Source organism: Actinomadura alba, from assembly GCF_014323705.1.
In the GTDB taxonomy this organism is placed as follows: Bacteria; Actinomycetota; Actinomycetes; order Streptosporangiales; family Streptosporangiaceae; genus Actinomadura_C; species Actinomadura_C alba.
Genome location: NZ_JABVEC010000028.1, coordinates 1 through 25,071, shown reverse-complemented (window position 1 = coordinate 25,071; position 25,071 = coordinate 1). Strand labels below are relative to the sequence as shown.

Annotated in this window: 20 protein-coding genes and 1 pseudogene; 11 read left to right on the top strand and 10 right to left on the bottom strand. The window is 68.9% G+C overall.

All coding sequences use genetic code 11. The annotated features are described in order from the left end of the window. Positions 1 to 9: 9 nt before the first annotated feature. Entirely contained in the window at positions 10 to 3,903 is a 3,894-nt protein-coding gene (locus HKK74_RS29010; RefSeq protein ID WP_187246557.1) for a S8 family peptidase, read from the top strand. Positions 3,904 to 3,958: 55 nt separating this feature from the next. On the opposite strand, the gene HKK74_RS29005 is transcribed toward HKK74_RS29010, so the two are convergent. Next, on the bottom strand, positions 3,959 to 5,470 hold the full coding sequence (locus HKK74_RS29005; protein ID WP_187246556.1) for a leucyl aminopeptidase: 1,512 nt from the start codon (positions 5,468 to 5,470) through the stop codon (positions 3,959 to 3,961). Next, positions 5,467 to 6,450: a DMT family transporter gene (locus HKK74_RS29000; RefSeq protein ID WP_187246555.1), complete on the bottom strand. Its 984-nt coding sequence runs from the start codon at positions 6,448 to 6,450 to the stop codon at positions 5,467 to 5,469. Before HKK74_RS29000 ends, HKK74_RS29005 begins: the two co-directional genes overlap by 4 nt. Positions 6,451 to 6,544: 94 nt before the next feature. On the opposite strand from HKK74_RS29000, the gene HKK74_RS28995 reads away from it, so the two are divergent. Together HKK74_RS28995 and HKK74_RS28990 are read left to right on the top strand one after the other, a co-directional pair. Then, the gene (locus HKK74_RS28995; RefSeq protein ID WP_187246554.1) at positions 6,545 to 7,435 is read left to right on the top strand and encodes a LysR family transcriptional regulator; all 891 of its coding nucleotides are present in this window, start codon (positions 6,545 to 6,547) and stop codon (positions 7,433 to 7,435) included. 132 nt (positions 7,436 to 7,567) lie between these two features. Then, on the top strand, positions 7,568 to 8,122 hold the full coding sequence (locus tag HKK74_RS28990) for a dihydrofolate reductase family protein (RefSeq protein ID WP_187246553.1): 555 nt from the start codon (positions 7,568 to 7,570) through the stop codon (positions 8,120 to 8,122). A gap of 109 nt (positions 8,123 to 8,231) precedes the next feature. On the opposite strand, the gene HKK74_RS28985 is transcribed toward HKK74_RS28990, so the two are convergent. From HKK74_RS28985 to HKK74_RS28975, 3 genes are all read right to left on the bottom strand, one after another. Next, the gene (locus HKK74_RS28985) at positions 8,232 to 8,960 is read right to left on the bottom strand and encodes a DUF8817 family protein (RefSeq protein WP_187246552.1); all 729 of its coding nucleotides are present in this window, start codon (positions 8,958 to 8,960) and stop codon (positions 8,232 to 8,234) included. A gap of 155 nt (positions 8,961 to 9,115) precedes the next feature. Continuing rightward, positions 9,116 to 9,724, bottom strand: a complete 609-nt coding sequence (locus HKK74_RS28980) for a choice-of-anchor M domain-containing protein (RefSeq protein WP_222722864.1) — start codon at positions 9,722 to 9,724, stop codon at positions 9,116 to 9,118. Positions 9,725 to 9,791: 67 nt separating this feature from the next. Then, positions 9,792 to 10,439 carry a choice-of-anchor M domain-containing protein gene (locus HKK74_RS28975; protein ID WP_222722863.1) on the bottom strand — a complete coding sequence of 216 codons (648 nt, stop codon included), beginning with the start codon at positions 10,437 to 10,439 and terminating at the stop codon, positions 9,792 to 9,794. 237 nt (positions 10,440 to 10,676) lie between these two features. Between HKK74_RS28975 and HKK74_RS28970 the strand changes: the two genes are divergently transcribed. From HKK74_RS28970 to HKK74_RS40325, 8 genes and pseudogenes are all read left to right on the top strand, one after another. Beyond that, on the top strand, positions 10,677 to 12,734 hold the full coding sequence (locus tag HKK74_RS28970) for a TIGR03773 family transporter-associated surface protein (protein ID WP_187246550.1): 2,058 nt from the start codon (positions 10,677 to 10,679) through the stop codon (positions 12,732 to 12,734). A 75-nt stretch (positions 12,735 to 12,809) separates the two neighbouring features. Beyond that, complete coding sequence (locus HKK74_RS28965) at positions 12,810 to 14,384, top strand: anchored repeat ABC transporter, substrate-binding protein (protein ID WP_187246549.1); 1,575 nt, start codon at positions 12,810 to 12,812, stop codon at positions 14,382 to 14,384. After that, complete coding sequence (locus HKK74_RS28960; RefSeq protein ID WP_222722862.1) at positions 14,381 to 15,346, top strand: TIGR03773 family transporter-associated surface protein; 966 nt, start codon at positions 14,381 to 14,383, stop codon at positions 15,344 to 15,346. Before HKK74_RS28965 ends, HKK74_RS28960 begins: the two co-directional genes overlap by 4 nt. Continuing rightward, entirely contained in the window at positions 15,347 to 16,096 is a 750-nt protein-coding gene (locus HKK74_RS28955) for an anchored repeat-type ABC transporter ATP-binding subunit (protein ID WP_187246548.1), read from the top strand. Next, positions 16,093 to 17,013 carry an anchored repeat-type ABC transporter permease subunit gene (locus HKK74_RS28950; protein WP_187246547.1) on the top strand — a complete coding sequence of 307 codons (921 nt, stop codon included), beginning with the start codon at positions 16,093 to 16,095 and terminating at the stop codon, positions 17,011 to 17,013. The genes HKK74_RS28955 and HKK74_RS28950 overlap by 4 nt, the downstream gene beginning before the upstream one ends. Positions 17,014 to 17,529: 516 nt before the next feature. Next, positions 17,530 to 18,489 (top strand): ribosome small subunit-dependent GTPase A, encoded by a 960-nt coding sequence (gene rsgA / locus HKK74_RS28945; protein WP_312881884.1) that lies wholly within the window; start codon positions 17,530 to 17,532, stop codon positions 18,487 to 18,489. After that, positions 18,486 to 19,154: pseudogene (locus HKK74_RS40330) on the top strand (class I SAM-dependent methyltransferase); the annotation flags it as partial. The gene rsgA and the pseudogene HKK74_RS40330, both read left to right, overlap by 4 nt. A 207-nt stretch (positions 19,155 to 19,361) precedes the next feature. Next, positions 19,362 to 19,874, top strand: coding sequence for a GNAT family N-acetyltransferase (locus HKK74_RS40325; protein ID WP_246492100.1), 513 nt, complete (start codon positions 19,362 to 19,364; stop codon positions 19,872 to 19,874). A 126-nt stretch (positions 19,875 to 20,000) separates the two neighbouring features. Here HKK74_RS40325 and HKK74_RS28935 read toward each other — a convergent pair whose 3' ends face one another. From HKK74_RS28935 to HKK74_RS28915, 5 genes are all read right to left on the bottom strand, one after another. Continuing rightward, positions 20,001 to 21,215, bottom strand: a complete 1,215-nt coding sequence (locus HKK74_RS28935) for an MFS transporter (protein ID WP_187246545.1) — start codon at positions 21,213 to 21,215, stop codon at positions 20,001 to 20,003. Then, positions 21,212 to 21,610 carry a hypothetical protein gene (locus tag HKK74_RS28930; protein ID WP_187246544.1) on the bottom strand — a complete coding sequence of 133 codons (399 nt, stop codon included), beginning with the start codon at positions 21,608 to 21,610 and terminating at the stop codon, positions 21,212 to 21,214. The genes HKK74_RS28935 and HKK74_RS28930 overlap by 4 nt, the downstream gene beginning before the upstream one ends. Further along, complete coding sequence (locus HKK74_RS28925) at positions 21,597 to 22,988, bottom strand: MFS transporter (protein WP_222722861.1); 1,392 nt, start codon at positions 22,986 to 22,988, stop codon at positions 21,597 to 21,599. The genes HKK74_RS28930 and HKK74_RS28925 overlap by 14 nt, the downstream gene beginning before the upstream one ends. Positions 22,989 to 23,504: 516 nt before the next feature. Further along, on the bottom strand, positions 23,505 to 24,122 hold the full coding sequence (locus tag HKK74_RS41610) for a dihydrofolate reductase family protein (protein WP_187246542.1): 618 nt from the start codon (positions 24,120 to 24,122) through the stop codon (positions 23,505 to 23,507). A gap of 74 nt (positions 24,123 to 24,196) precedes the next feature. Beyond that, positions 24,197 to 24,787, bottom strand: a complete 591-nt coding sequence (locus HKK74_RS28915; protein WP_187246541.1) for a TetR/AcrR family transcriptional regulator — start codon at positions 24,785 to 24,787, stop codon at positions 24,197 to 24,199. Between the last annotated feature and the right edge of the window lie 284 nt (positions 24,788 to 25,071).

Sequence of the window (25,071 nt, the reverse complement as noted above, 5' to 3'; positions counted from 1 at the left end):
AGTGACCTCATGCTTCGATGGACCTCGCGCGTCTCCGCACGGGTGGCGGTGGGCGCCGTGGCACTGGCGCTGTGCGTGAACGCGTCCACCGCACCTGGGCACGCCGCCCCTGAGCCGCGCGGGAAGGGCCTCTCACCCGCCGCGCCGCCCGGGTACGACGTCACGCTGATCACCGGCGACCGAGTGCACGTGGCCGGCACGGCCGAGGGTCCGAAGGCGACCACGGTGACGCCCGCCCCCAGGGAGGACGGGTCGACGCCGAGCTTCCAGGTGACCCAGAACGGCGAAGATCTCGTCGTCCTGCCGAGAGACGTGGCCTCCCTCGTCCCGGAGCGGCTCGATCCCGAGCTCTTCAACGTCACCGGGCTGCGTGAGCAGCACTACGACGACGCCTCGAGCCGGACGCTGCCGTTGATCGTCACCTACGCGAACACGGTGCGAGGGGCGCCCGTGCCGATGCCCGCGACGTCCTCGCCGCGGCGGCTGGAGAGCGTCAACGGCGCGGGAGTCCAGGCCGACAAGAAGCAGGCCGGGAAACTGGGCACCGCCCTGTCCCGGCTGGCCCGCTCCACCGGCCGGAGCCGCATGTCGGCCACGGATCCGCTCGCCGGGGTCGAGAAGATCTGGCTGGACCGCCTGGTCAAGGCGAATCTCGAACAGAGCGTTCCACAGGTCCATGCCCCGGAGGCGTGGCAGGCGGGCTACGACGGATCCGGCACCACCGTCGCGGTTCTCGACACCGGGGTGGACACCACGCACCCCGACCTCGCCGGAAAGATCGCCGCCGAGCGGAACTTCACGACCGACGCGGACGCTCGCGACGGGCTGGGCCACGGGACCCATGTCGCCTCGATCCTCGCCGGCAGCGGCTCCGCCTCGGCCGGGAAGCGCAAGGGCGTCGCACCGGGCGCCACCCTGATCAGCGGGAAGGTACTCGAGAACGGCGGGTTCGGCCAGACGTCCTGGATCATTCAGGGCATGGAATGGGCGGCCGGTGACAAGGACGCTGACGTCGTCAACATGAGCCTCGGCGGCGAGGCGCCCGGCGGGCCGCTGTCCCAGGCCGTCGACCGGCTGACCGAGCGTGACGGCGCCCTCTTCGTGATCGCCGCGGGCAACAGCGGTTGTGCCGGGTGCGTCAAGAGCCCCGGGGACGCCGCGAGCGCCCTGACCGTCGGTGCCGTCGACCACGAGGACCGGCTCGCGGAGTTCTCCAGCCGGGGGCCGAACTCGGGCGACTTCGCCGTCAAACCCGAGATCACCGCTCCCGGCGTCGACATCGCCGCGGCGCGTGCGGAGGGGACGTTCCTCGGGGACGTGATCGACGGTCACTACACGCGGGTGCCGGGAACGTCCATGGCGGCGCCGCACGTGGCGGGGGCCGCCGCGCTGCTGCTGCAGGCGCGTCCCGGGATGAGGCCGGGCGAGCTCAAGTCCGCGCTGGCGGGCACCGCCGAGCCGAACGACGACAACACCCTCGACGAGCAGGGCGCCGGCCGGCTGAACGTGGCCCGTGCGCTGGCCGGCCCCGTGGTGGCCTCGACCGGCTCGGTGAGCTTCGGGCACTTCGCGTGGCCGCACACGGGACGCGCGCCGGTCGGGCGCACGGTGACCTACCGCAACCTCACCACGGCACCAGTCACACTCGCGCTCGAGGTGGCACTGCGCGACACCGCGGGGAAGCAGATCCCGGCCAAGGCCCTGAAATCGGCGCACTCCACCATCACGGTGCCGGCGAACGGCACGGCTTCCACCGAACTCACCCTCGACACGACGGCGGCCCCGCCGGGCCGCTACAGCGGTGTGCTCACCGCTCGTACGACCGGCGGCACCGCGCTGCGCACGCTCGTGAGCACCGACGTCGAGACCGAGCGCTACAACCTGCGGGTGACGGGCATCGCGCGGGACGGCCGTCCGGCGCGCGGCGAGTTCAATGTGCTCGACGTCGAGGACGGCGGTCAGGGCAACTCCCGCAGGCTGCTCCCCGGTGATCCGGCCAAGCCGTGTACGGACGCCCGATACGAGGACAGCTCCTGCATCAGGGTGCCGGCCGGCACCTACTCCGTGCTGGGCGTCATCGAGACCCTGCCGCCCTCGCAGGAGAGCACCGGAACCGGCAGACTGCTCCACCGGAGCCTGGTGGGCGATCCGGAGTTGAAGATCACCAAGGACACCGATCTCGTGCTGGACGCTCGCAGGGCGACGGAGGTGAAGATCGAGACACCGGGTCACGAGACCAAGGCCAACGTCGGGGCGGTGAGCCACCTCATGTGGCACCGCGCACCCGAGCAGGGCCCGGCCATGTCTCAGGGCATCCTGATAGCGTCCGGCGAACAGATGGAGGAACGCCTCTTCCTTCAGCCCATGCCACGGGTCCGCACCGGGAAGTTCGCCGCGTACACGCGGTGGAGGCTGGACGCCCCCGCCATCACGCTGCGCGTCGCCGGACGGGCACTCGAAACCGACTACTACGACCCGTTTCCGTTCAGCGATTTCGCCGAGGAGTTCCCGCGCCTGGACGGGAAAGCGCGGCTCCCGCTCGCCGACGCCGGGCTCGGCCGCCCCGGGGACTTCGCCGGACGCGATCTGCGCGGCAGGCTGGCGCTGATCCGCCGGTCCGACGACCTGTCCGTGGCCGAGCAGTCGAACAACGCGGCCGCCGTGGGCGCGCGGCTGGTGGCCATCTACAACGACGGACCCGGACTCAACACCGACCCGGGCGGCGTCGGGGTGAAGCTGAAGATCCCCACGGTCCGTCTCTCTCATGAGGAGGGCCGCGGGCTGCTCCAACGGCTCGCCCGCGGATCGGTGACGATCGATGCCAAGGGCATCCCGAGCACCCCGTACCGTTACGACCTCGTGTTCACCGAGCGCCAGCGCATCCCGGACACCCTGCGGTACGTCGCCCGTACCCGGGATCTCGCCCAGATCACCAACGACTTTCACAGCCAGCTCGGCGAAAGCGCCACGATGGACTCGGCGCGGTACCACGTGCAGCCGTGGGAAGAGTTCGCCACCGCCTACACCTCCCCGGTGACGGGGCCGCTCTCGCGGACCGACTACATCACCACCGACACGCCGTGGACGGGCACGGCGACGACCCCTGCAAGGCCGTACAACACCATGTGGCCGCATCCCGAGACCCACGAGATCTCGGTGACCGAGCCCGGCTACGTGACGTACGAGCCGGGCGACCGCAAGCGGGTGACCTGGTTCAAGCAGCCCCTCACCCCCGGGCTGACCCCGGAGCGGCCGCTGGCCCGCGCCGGCGACCAGGCGGAGGTGTCGATGCAGGGGTTCGTCGACGCGGGCGGCAACACCGGCATGGCCTACACCAGCTTCTTCGAGGGCGGCCTGGCGACCGACTTCCGGATGTACCAGGGCGAAGAGCTGATCGCGCAGACGGACTACGTGCCGGTCGGTGTGGTCGACCTGTCGCCCGACCCCGCGACGTACCGGATCGACTATGCCGTGAACAACAACGCCTCCTGGGCCCGGCTGTCCACTCGCACCCGGACGAGCTGGACGTTCCCCTCGCGGCGGCCGCGAGAGGGGCGGACCGACGTGCTCCCGCTGCTGGTGGTCGGCCATGACGTCAAGCTGGACCTGCTGAACCGCGCACGTCCTGGGTCGGACGGCCTGACGCTGACCGTACGACACCAGCCGGGCGCGCCGAAGACTCCGGTCAAGAGCGTGTCGGTCGAGGTCTCCTACGACGACGGTGCCACGTGGAGCGATGTGAAGCGGCTCCGGACGCTCGGCGACGGCGCGTACTCGGTGTCGCTGGACCGGCCGCCGGCCAAGGCGGGCTTCGTGTCGCTGCGGATCAATGCCGAGGACTTGGCGGGCAGCCGGGTCGCACAGGAGATCATCCGCGCCTACGAGCTTCCTCGAAACCGATGACACCGGTGAAACCGATGAGACCGGCCGTGCCGTACGGAGGTGATCAAAAGGCACGTCAGGTCACCCGCAGCCGGCCGGCTGCGGCGTCCTCCGCCAGGCGCACGAGGGACCGAACCGCGGCCCCGGTGCCGCCCTTGGCGGTGTAGCCGTACGGGTCGCCCTCGTGGAAGGCGGGTCCGGCGATGTCCAGGTGGGCCCAGGTGGTGCCGTCCGGCACGAACTCCTTGAGGAACAGGCCCGCGACCAGCCCGCCGCCCATCCGCTCGCCGGTGTTGGCGATGTCGGCCACCGGAGAGTCCAGGCTTCTGCGCAGGTCGGCCGGCAGCGGCATCGGCCAGGCCTGCTCGCCGCCTCGCCTGGCGGCGTCCACGACCTGGTCTCGGAAGGCGTCGTCGTCGGACATCACGCCGAAGATGCGGTGGCCCAGGGCCATCTTCATGGCGGCGGTCAGGGTGGCCACGTCCACGATGGCGTCGGGTCTCTCCTCACCCGCGCGAACGATGGCGTCGGCGAGCACCAGGCGTCCTTCGGCATCGGTGTTGAGCACCTCGACGGTCTTGCCGCCGTACATCCGCAGCACGTCGCCGGGACGGGTGGCCGAACCCGACGGCATGTTCTCGGCCAGGGCCAGCCAGCCGGTGACATCGACCCTGAGGTCGAGCCGGGCGGCGGCCACCACGGCTGCGGTGACGGCGGCGGCGCCGGACATGTCGCGTTTCATGATCTCGTTGGAACCGACGGGCTTCAGCGAGATGCCGCCGGAGTCGTAGGTGATGCCCTTGCCGACGAAGGCGAGGCTCGTTCTCGCGTCGGGGTGGGTGTGGGCGATCCGCACCAGCCGTGGCGGGTTGACCGAACCCCGGCCGACGCCCAGGATGCCGCCGAAGGCCTCCCGGGCGAGTGCCTCTTCGTCGAGCACCTCGACGTCGAGCCCGTACTCCTTGCCCGCCGCCCGGATGGCGTCGGCGAAGCTCTCCGGGTTCAGGTCGTTCGCCGGCATGTTGATGAGGTCGCGCGAACGGTTCAGCTCCTGGCCGATCACGATGCCGCGCTGCGCACCGGCCTCTACGTCCTTCCGCTCCGCGGGGTTGGTCAGGATCACCAGCGTGCCGACGGAGGCCATGCCGTCTACGGCGGTGCGGTAGGCGGTGAAGGCGTACGCGCCGAGCAGACCGCCCAGCGTCACCGCCTCCGCGGCCTCGGCGGTCCCGACCGGAAGCGCCAGCGCGGCCACGCCGGTGCCGGAAAGGGCCCGGGCGGCCGCACCGGCGGCCCGGCGCAGCGCCTCGGCGTCGTACGCGCCGTCCTCGGCGGCGGTACCGAGTCCGACCGCGACGACCACCCGTGCCTCGAGACCCGTGGGGGCGGGGAGCTTGACCACCTCACCTTCGGCGCCGGTCACGCCGAGGTCGCCGAGGATTTCGGCCAGCGCGCCGTCGAACGCCTCGGTCACCGCCTCCGCGCCGGGCGCCACCACCAGGTCTTGGGGACCCTCGGCGACACCGATCACGATGGAATCCGCACGCAGCGACGCCGCGGGGGAGGTGCTCACGGTCAAGGCGGTCACTTCAGTGTGCTTCTTTCGCGGTGTGGCGGACGTCGTCCACTGAGTCCGGCTCTGCGGCGGGTATCGGTGCGGGTCTTCAGGGCCGAGGATGACGGCGTCCGCTTCTTCCGGCGGGTCATACCGACACCGGCGAGCACGATCACCATCCCCGCGGCGATGCGGAGGCTGAAGGGCTCGTCGAGCACGATGGCCCCCAGCGCCACCGAGACCACCGGCAGCAGGTAGCCGACGGTCGCGGCATTGGTCGCGCCCTCGTCCGCGATGATCCGGTAGGTGAGGTGAAAGGTGATTCCGGTGGCGAAGATCCCCAGGATCACCACGGCCGTCAAGCCGGTCGGGTGGAGATGAACGGGCGTGAGGCCACCGGCCGGCACGGTCAGCGCGGTCAGGACGGTCGCGGCGATGAGCTGAGCGGTGGAGAGTGAGATGGTGGCGAAGCCCTTGCCGACGAGATTGCGTCCCATGTACGCGAAGCCGATGGCGTAGCTCGCCGCCGCGGCGACGATGGCGACGGCACCCCAGCCGACGTGCCCGGTCTGCTGCCAAGGAGCGAGGATCAGAACCACTCCGCCGAACCCGAGAAGCAGTCCGCCCAGGCGCACCGGGCGGACTCCGCGTTCCGTGCCGATGGCGATGCCGATCAGCAGGGACCACAGCGGAGTCGTCGCGTTCAGCACGCCGGCCAGGCCCGAGTCGACGGTCTGCTGGCCGATGCTGAACATGGCGAACGGCAGTGCGTTGCAGAAGAAGGCCGCCACGAAGACGCGGCCCCACATCGCGCGGCCACGGGGGAGACGTTGACGAGCCCTCAGGCACAGGACCGTCAAGGCGCCGGTTCCGAGTGCGCAGCGAGCGAGGGTGACCTGGACAGGAGACAGGGCGGCCAGAGCCAGTTCGATCCACAGGAAGGTCGATCCCCAGAGCAGGGCGAGCACCCCGATCCGTGCCCATGCCCAGAGTCCGCCTGCCGCGCCGTTCACCCTTGCCCTCCTCCTGGCTCGTTGGGCTGAACGATGCCTCGAGCGACTTGAAAGCACAAGCAAAAGAAACTGCACGTACGTTAAGCTCAGCTACATGCTCGACGTGCGCCGGATGGAGATTCTCCGGGCGGTGGTCGCCAGCGGATCGATGACCGCGGCGGCGGCGAACCTGGGATACACGCCCTCCGCCGTCAGCCAGCAGGTGGCGGTGCTGGAGAAGGAAGCCGGGATCGCGCTGCTCGAACGGGTCGGCCGGGGCGTGCGGCCGACGGCGGCGGGCCGGCTCCTCATCGGATACGCGGCCATCATCAGCCGGAACGTCGCCGAGGCCGAGACCGCGCTGGCCGACCTGCGAGCCGGACGTACGGGCAGCCTGGCGATCCGCTATTTCACTTCAGTCGGCCCCACCCTGGTGGCGCCCGCCCTGACCCGGCTCCGTCATGAGCATCCGGGCGTACGGATCGACCTCAAGCTGATCGATTCCGAAGATCCGCTCCCGGAGGTGGAAGAAGGCAACGCGGACCTGGCCATCGTGGTCCGGCCGGGCCTCGCGAGCCGGCAGGGCATCCGCCTGGTGCACCTGCTCGACGACGCGTACCACGCTGTGCTGCCCACCGGGCATCCGCTCGCCGCTCAACGGGTGCTCGATCTGGCCGACCTCGCCGGCGAGCCGTGGATCGGCAGTGAACCGCCAGGCCCCTGCCTTGACGTCATGCTCGATGCCTGCGCCGCGGCGGGCTTCAGTCCGAATTTCGTGGCGACGAGCGAGGACTACGCCACCGCGCAGGGATTCGTCGCGGCCGGTCTCGGAGTCGGCCTCATCCCCCGGCTCGGCCTGGGCGGCCGCCGTTCCGGCGTCGCCGTGCGCAGAGTGCGCCGCCCGGAGCCGGTCAGGACGATCTGCGCGGCGGTGCAGGAGACCACGCTGGCGCAGTCCGCATTGCGCACATTGCTCGACGCGCTCCAGGAGGCGGCCAAGCGGTGACACACCGACTCGGCCGAAGGCATCGGGCGGCTTCGAGGCTCATCTGAGCTGCGGTAGCGGGTCTCGTGCCACACTGTCCGTTCAGGCGGCGCCGGCAGGAACGCGCCGGCCAGGGAACAGGGAGTCGTCATCTTGCGCAAGGTCGTTTCGGGTCTGTTCATCTCGCTCGACGGCGTCGTCGAGTCGCCGGACCAGTGGCAGTTCGAGTTCGACGAGGAGATGGGCGCCTCGTTGACCACGACGCTGGAGACCACCGACACGGTGCTCCTCGGCCGGGTGACCTATACCGAGTGGGCCGGGTACTGGCCGACCGTGACCAGCGGCGAGGACGTGGGGTTCGCGAACTGGATCAACAACTCGCCCAAGTACGTCGCCTCGACCACGCTGAACAACGTCGACGACTGGGCGAACAGCACGCTGATCAAGGGCGACCTGGTCGCTGCGGTCAAGGAGCTCAAGGCCGGCGAGGGCAAGGGGATCGCGATCGCAGGCAGCCCCGGTGTGGTCGGATCCCTGCTGGATCAGGACCTGCTCGACGAGCTGGTGCTGCTGATCCACCCGGTGATCGCCGGTGAGGGCCGCAAGAAGCTGTTCGCCGACGACACCCCGTTGAAGAAGCTCGAACTGGTGAGCGCCCAGCCGACCAGCAGTGGCGTGGTCATCGCGACCTACCGACCGGTGCGATGAGTTTCCGGAACGGCGGGATTGCGGCTACTGCGCAACGACCCGCCGTTCCGAACATCAGAACGTGAAGCGCCTGATCAACTTTTCTCTCCCAGAAGGAGCCGCTTCACATTCAGGGGAGCCACTCCTGAAGTCCGGCGAGATACCCGAGTTCCGACTCGATGCGCTGCCTGTCGTCAGTGGTGAGCTCCAGACCACGCAGATCGGCGAGCCAGGGATCGGTGGGCTCACCGAGGACCATGGCCAAGTCGATGAGGTGACACAGGGCGATGGCCCGCTCGACCAGCGAGGCGTCCGCGCCGTGCCTGCGCACCGCGGACTTGAGCGCACGGAAGGTCTGCAGGTCATCGTTTTTGAACTCGCGCAGTATCCGGGTGTTGTCGAGCGCCTTGGCCAGGCCCGTCAACTTCTTCGAGCCGCCATACTCCAGCTCGGCGGGCTCGTCGCGCTGGATGAATATGATCGAGTTCCCGGACGGATCGATCAGTGTGAACCGGGACGCGCCGGGCCGGTAGCGGGTGATCCGCGGAGGGCCGGAACTCAGCACCTTCCCGTAGACCCGGCGCATCGCCGCGACGAACGCCGCATGGTACGGCGCCACGGCGTCGACCATGACCAGGCAGGCTCCGGACTCCTCCCGGACCGGATCCAGGCCCTTGGGCGCCGGGCCGAAGTGCAGCTGGAATCCGCTCCACTTCAGCGCCAGATAGACATAGGGCTTGCTCTGTTTGTAGGTCGCCTCGAACCCCAGCGCCTCATAGAACGCCAAGGTCTCCTCCACTGACGCGCATGGCATCAACGGCACCGTCGTCTCGTTCGGCCGAACCGCGGGCTCACTCAAGTCATTCACCTTCCAGGTCGCCCGGCGATGTTCGCACCCTTCGGCGAGACTCGCATATGGATCGTTCCAAAGACCCGCCTCATAGTGGCGCCGGCGGGCCTGAAAGCCGCTGTTGGCGACCGACGCGCGTCGGTCGCCAACGGAGGAGCGGATTGTCAGGAGTTGAGGACCTGGAAGGTGAAGGACACGTTGCCCGAGGTCTTCGTCGTCGTTGTGCCGGCCAGGGTGCCGGTCACCTTGAAGGTCACGGTGTAGGTGCCGGCGGTGTTGAACGCCCAGTTCGCGTGGGCGTGTGAACCAGCGGAGACATACTGGGTCTTCGGCCCGCTGTCGCGGCTGTGGAACAGCACGGTGGGACTACCGAGGCTTGTCCGGTAGATGCTGAACTGGCCGCCCGTGACGCTGACGAGTTCGAACGTCAGCCGATTGCCGTCGAAGACACCGCCGGCCACGTCCGCAGTGTTCCAGCCCGGCCAGATCAGGTTCGAGACCTGAGACTGCGGCAGCACCCAGACGGTGGAGCCGGCGGTGCCCAGGAAGCTCCATGCGGAGCCGCTGGGCACTGTGGTCTTCGCCGCCGCCGGAACCTGGAACGTGACGTCGGCCGGGTTCCTTTCGACCGCGGCTCCCGACGTCTCGTCGCGGACCTTCACATTGAGGTTGTCTGAGACATAGTTCACATCGAGGATGTCGACATGGCCGCTTGTGAGGGTGACAGGTTCGGCCAGCGCCGGTGTGGCGGTCACGAGCGATGCCGTGAGCATGGATGCGAGGGTGACGGCCAGACGGGTCCGGATACGCACGGCCTTCTTGTTTCGATGAGTCATCAGGTCAGCCCACCTTGAACAGGTATGTCACCGAGCCGGAGGTGACCGCTTGGCCGCTGCCGGCGAGTGTGGCGCTGACCTGGAAGGTGAGCTGGTAGGTGCCCGGTGCGGTGAAGGCCCAGTTGGCGTGCTGGTGACCGCTGACGGGGAGGGCCGAGGTGTCGGGGAGCCCATCGCGGGAGTTGAACAGGACCTGCGGCTGACCGGCGGCGCCCTCGGTGAAGATGCTGAACTTGCCGGGGCCCCGGACGGTGCGCAGCTTGAGGGTCACCGAGTCGGCGGCGAAGGTGCCCGAGGACAGGTCCTCGGTGCTGATTCCTGGCCACAACAGGTCAGGGTTCCCGGCCTGCGGTAGGAGCCACAGGGGATCGCCGGGCTTGCCGAGGAAGGCGAACGCGGGGTCCGCGGGCACGGTCGTCAGGGACTCGGGCAGCGCCCGGAACAGAACCTCGTCCGGGCTTCTTTCCACCGCGGGTTCGGCGGTCTCGTCGTGGACGTGGACTTCGAACTCGCCGGCCACGTATTCGACTTCCATGACGTCGACATGCCCCTTGTCGAGGACGACGCGGGTCGACGCGTGTGCGGGCGCCATGGCGACGAGTGCCGTCGCCAGTGCGGTGGAGGCGAGCATGACTACAGGGCGTAGCTGCACAGGGACTCCTGAGTCGGGGATGGGGAGCCTCACGATACTGAAACGATAATCTTTTTCAACTCTCCGGACGTCATGGGCGGAGCGGGCGAAGTGGACACGTGGTGACGAAAATGATATTCATTCCAGGGTTTGCGGATCCATCTTGCGAACCGTGCCGCACAGGGGCTGCCCCCGCCCGGCATGAGCCGTTACCGAATGCGGCTGCCGGCGGTGGCGTAGACATGAGGAGGGCATCTGATGCGAGGCGGCAGGCCCAGACGCCGCTGGCTGACGGGCATCGGGCTGGTGGCACTCATGATCGTTGGAGTGGTGTCGGTCGTTCCCGCGATCGCCGCTCCCGATGATCCCGCGGCGGCCCGGACCAGGCTGGTCGTCAATGACGTTCACACCGATGCCCTGTACATGGTCTACGAGGGCGGCAGGCTGGACTTGAGAACACGGGTCGGCAGCGCGGGCGCTTACACGTATCACGACCCCAGCGAGGTGATCTTCCAGCTCAAGGACAGCGCCGACGCCAAGCTGCAGATACCCGACCTCCCGGACTACGCCTTCCTCGGAGAGCCGGGCGCTCCCGTCTGGGTCGCACCGGAGACCCAGATCACCGACCTGGTGTGGCCAGGTTTCGCCACTGAGGACGCCAGCATGGGGCTGGGCCTGTTCGAGGGCGACTCGGTGGACATCTCCCTGGTCGACGCCTCCGGACCGGGCAAGGTCGAAATCTTCCGGACCGGGCCGGTGGGAGAGCCCATCCGGGACTTCAGTTCCACTGACTCGCGCTACAAGACATTTCGCCAACAGGTGCAGATCCACGCGCACGCGAACTGGGCGTTCACCGAACTCGGTCCGTACACGCTCACGTTCGAGGTGACGGGGACCGACAAGGCAGGCAACGAACTGAGCACGGGACCGGTCAGCTTCACCTGGTACGTCGGCGGATCCACGGCCGCCGACGTGGTGCCGGTGAGCACGGGCACCACGTTGACGGCGTCACCGGACACGGCGCAGGTCGGAGACGAGGTCACCGTGTCGGCCACGGTCACCCACCGGGCGCCAGGGTGGGTCGAGTTCTTCGATGGGAGCACATCGCTGGGCAGGCAGGAGACGAGGCACGGCAGGGCGTCGCTGAAGACGTCCGCGCTGGCCGCGGGTTCGCACTCCCTGACGGCGAAGTACACCTCGGAGTACACCAATGACTACCTGACATCGACGTCGCCGGCTGTTGCGTACACGGTGTCCGGGCCGGGAACGACGCCCACGCCCACACGGACGCCCACGCCCACACGGACGCCCACGCCGACGCCGACGCCCACGCCCACACGGACGCAAACGTCGGCGCCGACGCCGACGACCTCGTCTCCAGGCGGAGGCTCCTCGGGTGGCGGAGGCGGTGGTCCGTCCAGCGGGGGCGACGATTCTTCCGCAGAGACGAAGTGCGGCCCGGCCACGAGTTCACCGAGTTCGTCGGGTGGCTCGTCCGGCGGCGGAGGCACCGCGACCGACTCGGTCGTGTTGGACAACGGTCATGCCGACTACGCCGCCCGGATCGATGGCGGCAAGCTGAAATCGCTCGTCAAGGACGGCACCGTGGCCGGCAAGACCACCTGGCGTGAGCCGTCGTCGGTGGTCTTTCACCTCAAACCGTCGTCGGCGACTCAACTGCCGTCGGGGTTCGGCTTCCTCGGCAGCGCGGGCTCGACGATCTGGCAGAGCCCGCAGACCCAGAAGCAGGGTGTCCTGTGGGCCGGGTGGAACACCGAGGAGCTGTCGACCGCGCAGGTCAACGGTGGTGTCACCTGGAAACTGGACAAGGTGACCGGCCCCGGGAAGTTCGCGATCTACGAGTACAGCACGTTCGGCCAACCGAAGATCATCTTCAACAGTGGGGACGGCGTTCCCGACACCTTCAGCGTCGCGCCGGGCACGCACGCGCACGGCAACTGGGCCTTCACCGCACCGGGCATCTACAAGCTGACCTTCACCCAGTCCACCAGGCTGGCCTCAGGCGCCACGTCCACCGACACGGAGGTGGTCACCTTCGCGGTCGGTGACGTCGACCCACGGTCCTCGGGTGCGACGACGCAGTCACTGCGCATGACGCCGGTGGCGTACACCGCGGCGCTTCCGGGCCGGTCCGCCACCCTGACGATCAACGCCGCCGGCTGCCGGCTGCCGTTCACCGGTGCCGCTGTGCTCATACCTGCCGCGGTGGGCACCGGACTGCTCATCGTCGGTGCAGTGGCCGTCGGGGCCACCTACCGCCGTCGCCGTCGGGTGCCCGAATCCGCCGCACCGTGATCTGATCCGGCCGGCCGACCGAGGCCGGCCGGCCCACGCACGTACGCGATCCTTCTTCGTTCGGAGGAAACCTCGATGCATGTTCCGCTCCGGACCGCGAGAGCGGGTGCGGGAATCCTGGCCCTCGCCATGGTCGCTCTCGCCGGGTGCAGCGGCGCCCGTGGCCAGGACGGCTCCAGCGCGGCGCTGAAGGTGGTCACCACGACCGAGATCCTGGCCGACCTGGTGAAGAACGTGGGGCGAGAGCGCGTTCAGGTGGATTCGCTCGTCCCCTCGGGTGGCGACCCGCACTCGTACGATCCGACGCCGACCGACGCGGCCAAGGTCGCCAAGGCCGACGCGACCTTCACCAATCATCTGCTGCTCGAAGAACACGCGCTGATCAAGACCATTGACTCCAACGTACGCAAGGGCGCCCCCAACGTGTCACTGGCGGAGGCCGCGGAGACCTACGGCGCCACAGTCATCCCGCTGGTGGAGAACATCGGCCTGGACGTGCTCTGGCTGGGACTCGCCGTCCGCGGCGAGGGCGCACAGCGTGGGGCGACGCGAACCTCCGACGTCCAGCTCACCGCGACCAAGCTCGAGGGGCCCGGCGAGCTGGCCGTCTATCTCACCGAGACACTCGGTCAGCCCAACGTCTACTTCAACTCCGCCGACGGGCTGGACGGCAAGGATGTCGCCACCCTTCCGCCGGCGGCGCACACTCATGTGAATTGGGCCTTCTCCAAACCCGGGGTCTACCGGCTGACCCTGGAGGCCGCGCTGCGCAACGGGAGCGCCGAGCCGGCGCCGATCGGGAAGGGCACCTTCACCTTCGCTGTGGGCGTCGATCCGCACACGGTCGATGGGGCGGACAAGGCCACGATCCTCGACGACGGGCACACCGACATCGCGGCGGATCTCGACAGCGGTCGCCTCTACGCCTATACCGACATCGCCGTCACGGGGACCCAGGCCGCCAAGGGACCCCAGAAGGAGGTACCGGCCGGAGACGTGATCATCGATGTGCCGAACCGCGCTCTGGACAAGGTTCCCGGCAACGCGGCGTTCTCGTTTCTAGGCGAACCCGGCAGCCGACTCCACCAGCTCCCGCAGGCGGTGATCGGCAAGCACGTACACGGTGAGATCGATCCCCACCTGTGGGAGGACGTCAAGAACGTCAAGGCATATGTGCAGTTGATCCGCGACACGCTGAAAAAGCAGGACCCCGGCGGCGCATCTGGCTATGACCAGAACACCCGTGCCTATCTCGCCGAGCTCGACAAGCTGGACACGTTCGTACGAGAGCAGACGGCTCAGATCCCAGCCGACCGTCGGCAGCTCATCACCACGCACGACGCCTTCGGCTACCTGGCCAAGGCCTACTCCATGACGGTCGCCGGGTTCGTGGTGCCCAACCCGGCCCAGGAGCCCAGCGCAGAGCAGGTCGCCAAGCTCACCCAGACGATCCGCAATCTACGAGTACCCGCGGTGTTCATGGAGCCGAACCTCGCCGCGCGGGCGAAGGTGCTCAGCCAGGTGGCCAAGGACCAGAACGTCAGAGTCTGCAAGCTCTACGGCGACGCGTTCGACGACGACGCCCGCGACTACGTCGCCATGATGCGGCACAACGCCACCGAGTTGCGTAAGTGCCTGGGAGGAAAATGATGCCGAGCACAGCGGTGAGGCGGTTGCGCCTGGCAGCGGCACTGGCCCTCGCGATCCTGGCCGCCCTGCCCGCGACGGGCGCGTCGGGGGAGTCGGGGGCGCCCACGCCGAGCCCCTCCGTGGATTCCACGATCGGCGGCTCGGTGCGGCCCGATGAGTCGACCGCCACCGGACGTACCGTGGTGGGCGACGGCCACGTCGACATGGGCCCGCGCTTCCTGGACGGCAAGTGGACGATCCAGGTACGCGACGACACCGTCCGTCCACCGGTGTGGCGGAATCTGAACGATGTAGTCCTGCAGGTCGCCGACGCCGCCAAGGTGGAGGTCCCGGGCGACAGGACGTTCGCGTTCCTCGGTAGTCCCGGCGCGCAGGTGTGGGTGCTGCCACAGGTCCAGAAACAGGGCGTGCTGTGGCCCGGCTGGAACACTCAGGACCCCCAGGTGGCGACCACGATCAATCGGGAGGTGACCTGGACGCTGCGCGGTGTGACCGGTCCCGGGCACTTCGTCCTCTTCGCCAATGGCGACTTCGGCGCACCGCAGATCCTGTTCGACAGTGCCAGGCCGTACCCCCAGCAGACGGGTACCGACGTCAACACCCACGTTCATGGGAACTGGGCGTTCTCGGCGCAGGGAACCTACCTCCTCGACATCGACATGAGCGGGCGGACGCTCGACGGGCGGCAAGTGAACGACCGCAGGCTCCTGCGCGTCTTCGTGGGCGGCGGCGACGCCACCGCGGCGTTCGACGCCGCGCCGCCACCCGGTTTTCCAGTGGCCGGTACCTCGGACGAGGACGGTTCCGGCGATACCGGCACTCCCTTGCCGATGTGGGCGTGGGCCCTCATCGGCGGAGCGGGGTTGGTCGTCGTGGTCGTCACGGTCGTGGCGATGTCGGCTGTGCGGTCGGCGCGCCGGGCGGGCGACGCCGTACCCGCCGCTCCGGGAAAGGACGCGTGAATGACCGAGCCGGTTCTTGCCGTTGATGACCTCACCGTGGAGTTGGGCGGGCGGCGGGCCCTGGCAGGCGTGCGCCTGCGGGTCGGCGGAGGTGAGCTGGTGGGTCTGATCGGCCCGAACGGCGCGGGCAAGACCACCCTGCTGCGCTCCGTCCTGGGCCTCATCCCAGCCTCCTCCGGCCGGATACGGATCGAGGGCGCGCCGCCGGCCGCCGCCCGTGGCACGGTCGGCTACGTCCCGCAGCGCCATGAGTTCGCTTGGGACTTCCCCATCTCGGTGGAGAAGGCCGTGATGAGCGGCCGGATCCACCGCATCGGCCGGTTGCGCCGCCCCGGACGAGCGGACCGCGAAGCCGTGGACGAAGCGCTGGAACGCGTCAACCTGACCGCGTTGCGCCGGCGTCCCCTCGGCGAGCTGTCCGGTGGACAGCGCCAGCGCGTCCTGGTCGCGCGGGCACTGGCCCTCCGGCCGAGGCTGCTGCTCCTCGACGAGCCGTTCACCGGGCTCGATGTCCCGACACAGGAGCTGCTCACCGAGCTGTTCCAGCACCTGCGAAAGGACAAGGCACTGCTCATGACGACGCATGACCTGGCGGCGGCGGCCGCGATGTGCGGACGGCTGTGCCTGCTCAACCAGACCGTGATCGCCGACGGACCGCCGAGTGAGCTCCGCGACCCGGCGGTCTGGCTGCGAGCGTTCGGCATCACCCAGTCCGAACGGTTCCTGGACTCCCTCGGAGCGACGTCATGAGCGCGGTCAGCGACTTCCTCACCGCACCGTGGGAGCACGTGTTCATGCAGCGGGCCTTCCTGGTCGCCGCGATGTCGGGAATCATCTGCGGTGTCATCGGCAGCCACGTGGTGCTGCGGGGGATGGCGTTCATCGGCGATGCGGTGGCGCACTCGGCATTTCCCGGCGTCGCCGTCGCTTTCGTGTTCCAGTGGAACCTCACCCTCGGAGGTGCGGTCGCCGGCCTGATCACCGCGCTGCTGGTCGCGGTCTTCTCACAGAACCGCCGGCTGAAGGAGGACAGCGTCATAGGCGTGTTCTTCGCCGCCGCCTTCGGCCTCGGCATCGTCATCCTGAGCACCGCCCCCGGCTACAGCGGATCACTGGAATCGTTCCTGTTCGGCCAGATCCTCGGGATCAGCGACGGGGACGTGGCGACGGTGGCCGTTGCCGGAGCCCTGCTCCTGCTGGTGACCCTGGTGCTGAACAAGGAACTGGTCGCGGTCGGCCTCGATCGCGAGACGGCGCGGGCCGCCGGGCTGCCGACGTTTGCCCTCGACATCGCGCTGTACGCGATGGTGACGATCGCCATCGTCATATCGATTCAGGCTGTCGGCAACATCCTGGTCCTAGCGCTGTTGATCACCCCGGCCGCATGTGCGCGTCTGCTCACCGACCGGCTCGGTGTGATGATGATCCTCGGTCCGATCATCGGGGGAGGAGCGTCCATCACCGGCTTGTACCTGTCCTTCTCCCTCAACGTCGCCGCCGGCGGCATGATCGTGCTGGTCGTGACCGCGTTCTTCCTGATCTGCTGGTGTGTCGCCCCCCGGCACGGCTTGATCGCTCGCTTCCGTACCGCAGCCCTACGACGGGCCGCAGGCGCGGCCACCGGAGTTCCCAGCGAAGGGACGAGCGACCCCATCACCGTGGCATGAGTGTCGCACGCAGTCGCGGAGCCCGGCAGCGACGAGCACGAGCACCTTGCCGACCGGACGATGGCACGTGGTGCGCTCTCCGGCACCGCATCCTGCCCGCGCCCGTCGGGCCGCCGCGAGGAAACAACGGAACAGTGGTCGGCGATGAGATCGGTAGCCCTGTGGGAGTGCTACTCTGCTGAACGTTGGCGTTGGATTACCGGATGAGAGGGAGGTGAGGTTAATGACCGCGGTGAAGACCGCTGCCGTGTGCAGCGCCCGGACAATCCTCACGTCCCGGGCCCCGGTCTGACCCACTTCTTCCCCTCGCCGTGAGCCGCCTGGCTCGCGCGGCGGGGTGGTATCTGCGTCTCGTCGGGGCCCCTTCCCGCAAGGTGTCTCACGTTGCAATCTCCCTTCACGGATTCCTCCTTCTCAACCGACGTCGACCTGTCCCAGTACGGATGGACCGAAGCGCTCGACAGCGCCTTCGCTGAACACCGTAGGGCCGGCTTGACGCCGGCTCGGATCGTGCGTGTGGATCGCGGTCTGTGCGATGCGGTCACCGAGCACGGCCCGGCGCGGGCCGCCCTATCGGCGCTGTATTCCACCGACCCACTACTCGCGCCCTGCACCGGCGACTGGGCTGCCCTGCGCCCGTCGTCGGATCCGGAACTGGTGGCCCTGCTGCCGCGGCGAAGCGCGATCGTGCGGGCCTCCGCCTCTCGCTCCTCCCATGGGCAGGTGCTCGCCGCCAATATCGACACCGTCGTCGTCGCCGTCTCCCTGGCCGCCCCGCTGGACGCCGGCCGGGTGGAACGGCTGCTGGCCCTGGCGTGGGACAGCGGCGCTCGGCCGGTGGTCGCCCTGACCAAGGCGGACCTGGCAGCCGACGCCGACGCCGTCCACGCCGATGTCCGCGCGCTGGCCCCGGGCGTGGACATCGTGACCACCAGCGCGGCCACCGGTCAGGACATGGATGTCCTGACCGCTCTGCTGAGCGGGACCACGGTCCTGCTCGGGCCCTCCGGGGCGGGCAAGTCCACCTTGGGCAACGTCCTGCTCGGCGAAGACGTTCTCGCCACCGGCGCAGTACGGGCACAAGACGGCAAGGGCCGCCACACCACCGTCCATCGCGAGCTGGTCCTTCTTCCCGGCGGTGGTGTGCTCATCGATACCCCTGGCCTGCGCGGGATCGGCCTCTACGACGCCGCCGACGGCCTGCAACAGGTCTTCTCCGAGATCGAACGTCTTGCCCAGGACTGCCGCTTCGGCGACTGTGGCCACGACACCGAGCCCGGTTGCGCGGTTCAGGACGCCATCCAGGCCGGCGAGCTGACCGAGCGCCGCCTGCGCAGCCACCGCAAACTGCAACGCGAGAACACCTGGGCGGCCTCGCGCAACGATGCTCGACTACGCGCTGAGCGCACCAACCGGCAGAAAGCCATCACCGGTCATCTGCGTGCGACCTACAAGTTCCGGGACCGGCAATCGTGAACGACCGCATCCCGTCGACCACCGGCGACATTGAACCGGCCTCTCGCCCCCGCGACTCCATCGAGGAACCAGCCACCACCGTGACCGACATTCCGCACAACGCGATCACCGAGGCGTTCTTCGCCCTGCACCACGGCCTGCCCCGCCAAGGCCCCGGCTCAGACGCGACCACTCGCCGCCTACTGGCGCTGGCCGGCCCGCTGCCAGCGCGTCCCCGCGTACTGGACATCGGCTGCGGGCCCGGCCGAGCCGCACTGCTGCTGGCTCAGGAGGCTGCCGCCGAGGTCATTGCGATCGACCTGCACCAGCCGTTCCTCGACGAACTGACCCAGGCCGCCGCCGCCCGCGGCCTCGGCCACGCCATCCGCACCATCCGGCTGTCGATGGCCGACCTGCCCTTCGCCGACGAAAGCTTCGACCTGATCTGGGCCGAAGGATCCGCCTACCACATCGGCTTCGACACCGCGCTGCGCTCTTGGCAGCGGCTGCTGACCCCCACCGGCACATTGGTCCTCACCGAGTGCGAATGGACCACCGCCGCCCCCTCCGCCGAGGCGCGGGCATTCTGGGACCAGCACTACCGGCTGCGCACCGGGGACCGCAACGTCACTGCGGCGCGGGACGCCGGGTACTCCGTCGCCGCAATCCACTCGCCCCCAGACAGCGACTGGTTCGACGAGTACTACACGCCGCTGTCCGAACGCGCCGACTCGGCCGACACGGCCGTGGCCGGTATGCGCGAAGCCGTCGCGGCCACCCGGCAAGAGATCGCGATACGCCGTGAGCACGGCACGGACTACCAATACACCGGCTACATCCTGCGACCGCAGACCCACTCCTCCACCAGTACGGAAACGGACCCGCACACCGCCATGACCACCGCCTGGATCACCCGCGCCGAGACCGACGCCGACCTCACAGCGATCCGCGAGGTCAACCTCGCCGCCTTTCCCACCTCCGAAGAGGCCGACCTGGTCGAGGCTCTGCGCGCCGACCCGTCGGCATGGCTGCCCGGCCTGTCCTGGGTCGCCGAGGCCCCCGACGGGACCATCGCCGGATTCGCGCTACTCAGCCGGTGCCATGTCGGCGATGTCCCCGCCCTCGCCCTGGGCCCATGCGCCGTCCGGCCCGACTACCAGAGGCAGGGCGCCGGCTCGGCCGCCATCCACGCCGCCCTGCGAGCCGCCCGCGAACAAGGCGAGAACCTCGTGCTCGTCCTTGGCCACGCCGAGTACTATCCCCGCTTCGGCTTCACCCCGGCCTCGGGCTATGCCATCCGGCCACCGTTCGACGTCTCCGATGAGTACATGATGGCGCTCGCGTTCGATCCCGCGTGTCCGGTCCCCGCCGGCACCATCCGCTACCCGACGGCATTCGGCGTCTAGTACCCAGACGGTCCGTGCGGGAAGAGCGCAACACGGCCCCGCACGGACCGTTGATCCGAGGGGCTGTCCTGGAGTTGCTCCCGCGTGATCTCTCGACTCATCACGGCATTGCGCCGGCCGGGTTGATCAGGTGGCGGTGGTCAGCCGCAGGTGTCGTACTTCGCGTAGGGACAGCGGTGCGAGTGCTGCCGTGACCATGGCAACGGCGCAGGCCCCGATGACGGGCTGGGCGCCGAAGTGGTCGGCTGCTGGGCCGGCGAGGGCGTAGGCAATGGGTATGGGCAGGCTTTCGATCAGCAGGGTGTGGCCGTCGACCCGGCCGAGCTGCTGGTTGGGGATCTTCACTTGGGGGAGTGTTCGGCGTGCGATGTCGCCTGGTCCGGCCAGCGCGCCGCCGAGGAGTACGGCGCCGGCCAGGACCGGTAGCCCGAGTCCTAGTCCCATGGCGGCGGGGCCGAGGGCGAAGGCGGCTGAGCTCGCGGTGACGATCAGGCCGGCGCGGTGCAGGTTGGTGCGGCCGGCGAGCCAGGCGCCGAGGGCGCTGCCCGCGGCGAGGCAGCCGTTGATCAATCCCCAGTCCGCTGCTCCGTCGAGGTTCTGCTGGGCGTAGACGGGCCCGATGATGAAGGCGGACATGAACGCCGCGTTCCCGATGCCTTCGGAGACGACCAAGGCCAGCAGCCATGTCCGCGTCGTGAACGCCCTCCAGCCCTCAGCGAGACCGGCTTGAGGCTTGCCTCTTGGGGCGGCGGGGGCGTGGGGGAGCCGGGCGAACCAGGCCGCCGCCGCGAGGAAGGTCACGGCATCCCACAAGATCCCTGAGCCGGGGCCTACCAACGTGACCAGGAAGCCGCCCGCAGCGGGCCCGGCGGTGGCCACGCTCATCTGCACGGTGCGGAATGTCGCGTTGGCGGTGACCAGGTGTTCGGGTGCCACGATCTGGGCCAGCAGCCGGTTACCGGCCAGCCCCGACATCGACGCCGCCGCAGCTCCTCCCGCGGCCACGACCGATAAAGACCACACCTGCGCGGCCTGGGACAGGATCAGGGCGGCCTCGATGAACTGGAACCCAGCGGCTTGGAGCTGGGAGACGATCAGCAGGTTCCGCAGGTCGTGGGTGCGGTCGGCGAGGATGCCCATCAGCGGCATCATCAGCATCCACACGCCGTACTCGACTCCGAGCACCACCGCGATACCGGTGGCCCCGCCGCCGAGTTCGATAATCGCGTACGCCAGCGCGATCGGCGCGACCGAACCGCCCGCCACCGAGGTGATCCTGGCGAGGAAGTAATGCCGGTAGGCGTTGTTGCCGCGCAGCAGCTGGGCCCCGGTGACGGTCACTGGGCGGCCGGCGGCCGGTCGAGGACGTCCAGCACCTGGTCGAGCTGCCGTGCGGGAAAGTAGATCTGCGTGCTCTTGTAGAGGCCGGCCGCTCCGTGGAGGCAGTAGGCGTACCAGCCGTCCGGGTGCGTCCAGCGGTCCAGCCGCCCAGTGAACGCCGCGTCGGTGGCCAGTTCCGCTAAGAAGGCGCCGGCATCGTTGTTGGGCATCCTGAGCCAGGCGTACCCGGCGAAGAACGCCCCGGCGCGTTCACCGCCCGGGGCACCGCCACGTGCGTGTGCCTCTCCCATGTCCTGACATGAGCCCATCGTTGACCAGCCTCGGCCCCAGAGGATGCGGATCAGCGGCAGGATGCCCGCATCGATGGCGACCTGCGTTCCGTCAGGCGTGGTCACCAGATCGCAGGGGTGAACTTGGGTGAGGTCGGGCATTCTTGGCTCTCCTGTCTGGGGAAGACACAGCAGCGGTGGACGTTGCGGCTGACAGTGGGGGCTCGGGTGTCTGGAGCAGTGTCAGTTGCCGGACGTCGGGATGTGCGAGCGGCGCCAGAGTGGCTGCGACAATGCCGATGGCGCAGGCCAGCAGCGTGCCTCGCAGCCCAAGGACGGCGACAGAGGGGCCGACCAGCAGATAGGCGATCGGGGTGAAGCCGATCTCACCGAAGTTGAACCAGGCTGCCACCCGGCCCTGCTGAGCATCGGGGATCGTCTGCTGGATCAGGCTGCGCCACGTGACCGCGGCGATGGACAGGCCCATAGCGGCCAGTACGACCGCTCCCATGATGACCGGCAGGGGCATGCCGGCGGCCATGCACAGGCCGGGGAGCGCCATGGGTGTGGTGGCGATGCAATTGACGTAGCCGGCTCGGCGCGGGGTCCACGCTAAGGCGATGAGGGATCCGGCGACCATGCCGGTACCGAGGCTGGAGGCGACCAGCCCCCAAGAGGCGGGGCCGCCGAGATGGGTCTGCACGTAGGTGAGGCCGACGATGCCGTAGGCGACGTGCCAGCACGACACCATGCCCGCGCTGCCGAGGACGTTGGTGACGATCCACGGGGTGCGGCTGACCACCCCCCATCCTTCGGCCACGTCTGCCAGGAACCGCTGGGGCTTACGCTCCAGCGGTGGCGCCTTGATCCCGTGCATCAAGGCCGCCGACAGCCAGAAGCTGACCGCGTTGCAGCCGACGCCCCAGGCAGGACCCGCAACGCCGACCACAAAGCCGCCCACCGCGGGGCCGGTCATGATGATCGCGTAGTGACCGAGTTCGGCCAGTGCGTTGGCTTCGGGGAGCTGCTGTTTGGGGACGAGAGCGCTCACGAGCCCGACACGGGCAGGGCTGGAGAACGCAGCCGCCACGTTCACCGCCGCCGCGATCAGCGCGAGATTGGCAACCCCGGCCTGGCGAACAGCGATTAGGCCGGCCTGGAAGGCGACGAGCGCGCCGACGATGATCTGCACGATGACGATGACACGGACACGCGGGAGACGATCGGCCAGGGTGCCGCCGATCGGCGACATTACGATCGTGGCGACCATCTGTCCCATGAACACCATCGCGATCCCGGCCGCGCCCCCTCCTGTCGTCAAGACGGCGTAGGCGACCGCTCCCGTAGCCATCGCCGTACCCGCGCTGGAGATCTGATTCGCGAAGAAATACCGTACGTACCGCGGGTTGCCGCGCAGGGGCGCCGACACCCGCGCGGCATCTACCGCGATGCGCTCCCGGTGACTCGGCGGCTTTGCGCCGCTTGCGATGGTCACGGGGACCATCGGCGAGTTGGATCAGGGAAGATGTCGTGCTCAGCGGGCCGGCGAGCGCCGCTGGGTAAGGGGCGTGCTGCGGCGTGGCCGCCGCCTTTGCGGTGGCAGATGAGCAGGACATGACCGTCGGCCACGATGACGGCGGACGCGGTGAAATGACGGATCATCACACACTCCTCATCTCGACCCAGAGGCCGGGCGCACCCAGTGTCATCCCAGCTGTGATCCACATCCGGAGACGACACACGACCATGCGGTGAGGGCCTTGTCGCCTCACAGCAACCCCGTGGTGAGTCGGCCGAACAGGGCGTGCGCGAGGTTTCCGTCGGTTTCGTCGAGGTCGGTTGTCCTTCGGCGATGTGGTGGTGGCGGACGGGTACTTGGTCTCCCGTAGTGCGTCCAGGCAAGCCTCTACGCCAAGCTCGGCCTCCACCTGACATACGACCCCGCACAGCAAACGGTGCGGGCCGAGGCTCGCCTCGATCCCGCACCGATGCACCGTGTGGGGTTGTGTTCCCCTTGCGTCTACCTGCTGGAGGACTGCGGAGTGCCGGGGCGCCGGTCGTAGGTGAGGAAGGCCGCTCCGCTCTTGAGGACGGTGTGGTCGATGAGCTTCCAGGCGTTGGGCGCGAAGACTGTGGTCCGTCCGAAGAGGGGTATGCCGGAGCCGATGGTGAGCGGGCTGAGTTTGATGATCACGCGGTCGATCTCGCCGTAGAGTGCGCCGGCCAGTTCCGCGCCGCCGACGAGCCAGATGTCTTTGCCGCCGTTGCGCTTCAGCTCTCGTACGGCCGCCACCGGGTCGTCGGCGATGAGTTCGATGCCGGGGTCTGGGCTTTTGGTCAGCGTCCGGGAGAAGACCAGGTGTTTGAGGTGAGGATAGGCGTCGGTCACGCCGACCGCGAGGCCGATCTCATAGCTCTTGCGGCCTTCGAGGACGGTGTCGAAGCGGATGCCTTCGGCGGTGACACCGAGCGCGGCCCGGGCCGGCCCCGGCAGGGTCTCGGGGTACTCCTCGATGAGGTGCTGGATGTAGTCCTCGGACGGGGACCAGAAGCCGCCGGGGCCGCTGGGGTCGGAGCCGTCGGGACCGGCGATGAAGCCGTCGAGGGTGGAGGCGATGAAGTACACGAGCTTGCGCACAAGGAGTCCTTCGTTGATCGGTCGCAGTGGACGGTGGCGGGGTGCGCCGCCCGGGGGCGGGCGCCACCGGGGTGTCACTTCGTGGCGGTGGAGAACGGAGCGACGATGCGCTCCACTGCCCGCGTGATCAGCTCGTCGCGCTCGGCGTCTGTGAAGACATCCGGCAGTGTGAGCTGCTCGACGATCAGCCAGTTCATGGCCAGGTACATCAGCAGGACGGCGGTTGCGCCGCCGGGAAGGCCCGCGGCCTCGTGGCGGGTGAGATTCTCGTCGATGTCGGCGCGGACCCGCTGGGTGAGCAGCGTACGCAGCTCCGGTCTTCTGGTGGCCTCCAGCCGAAGCTCCAGTAGCGCCAGGTGCCCGGATCGGAAGGCGGCGACCCTGCCGACGCTCTCCCGCAGCATCGCGCCGTACGACGCGGCGTCCCGCGCTTGGTCGAACATCTCGGTGAGCGTGTCCTCTCCGGGCCTGAGCCGCTCGTAGACGCGGGCGCCGGCCTGGACGAGTAGATCGTCGCGGTTGCGGAAGTAGTTGGACGCGGTGCCGATGGGCACCGCCGCCTCCTTGTCGACGGCGCGCTGGGTCAGGCCGCGGGCCCCCTCGCGGGCGAGAACCTCGATGGCGCCGTCGAGCAGCGCGGCCCGGCGGGCCGGGTTCTGACGCATCTCGCACTCCTTCCTCGCTCTGAAGTACTTCGAGTACATCACTTCGCTTGAAGTACGTCAACTGAAGTAGTTACGTGTCGCGCGAAATCGGGCGCGTCATCGGGTGTGGCTAGGAGCGGAACGCATCGGAGTGGGTCGGTGTCCGCAAAGGGTCGCGGCGCACTGCGACACGCGAGGAACATCGCCACGAGATCCTCGTCCGCGGCCCGGCCCACCTCCGCCTGCGGCTCCTGCAGCCGGGTGCCGGGCCCTCAGCCGGGAGTAAGCGTTCGTCGCGGAGGTGA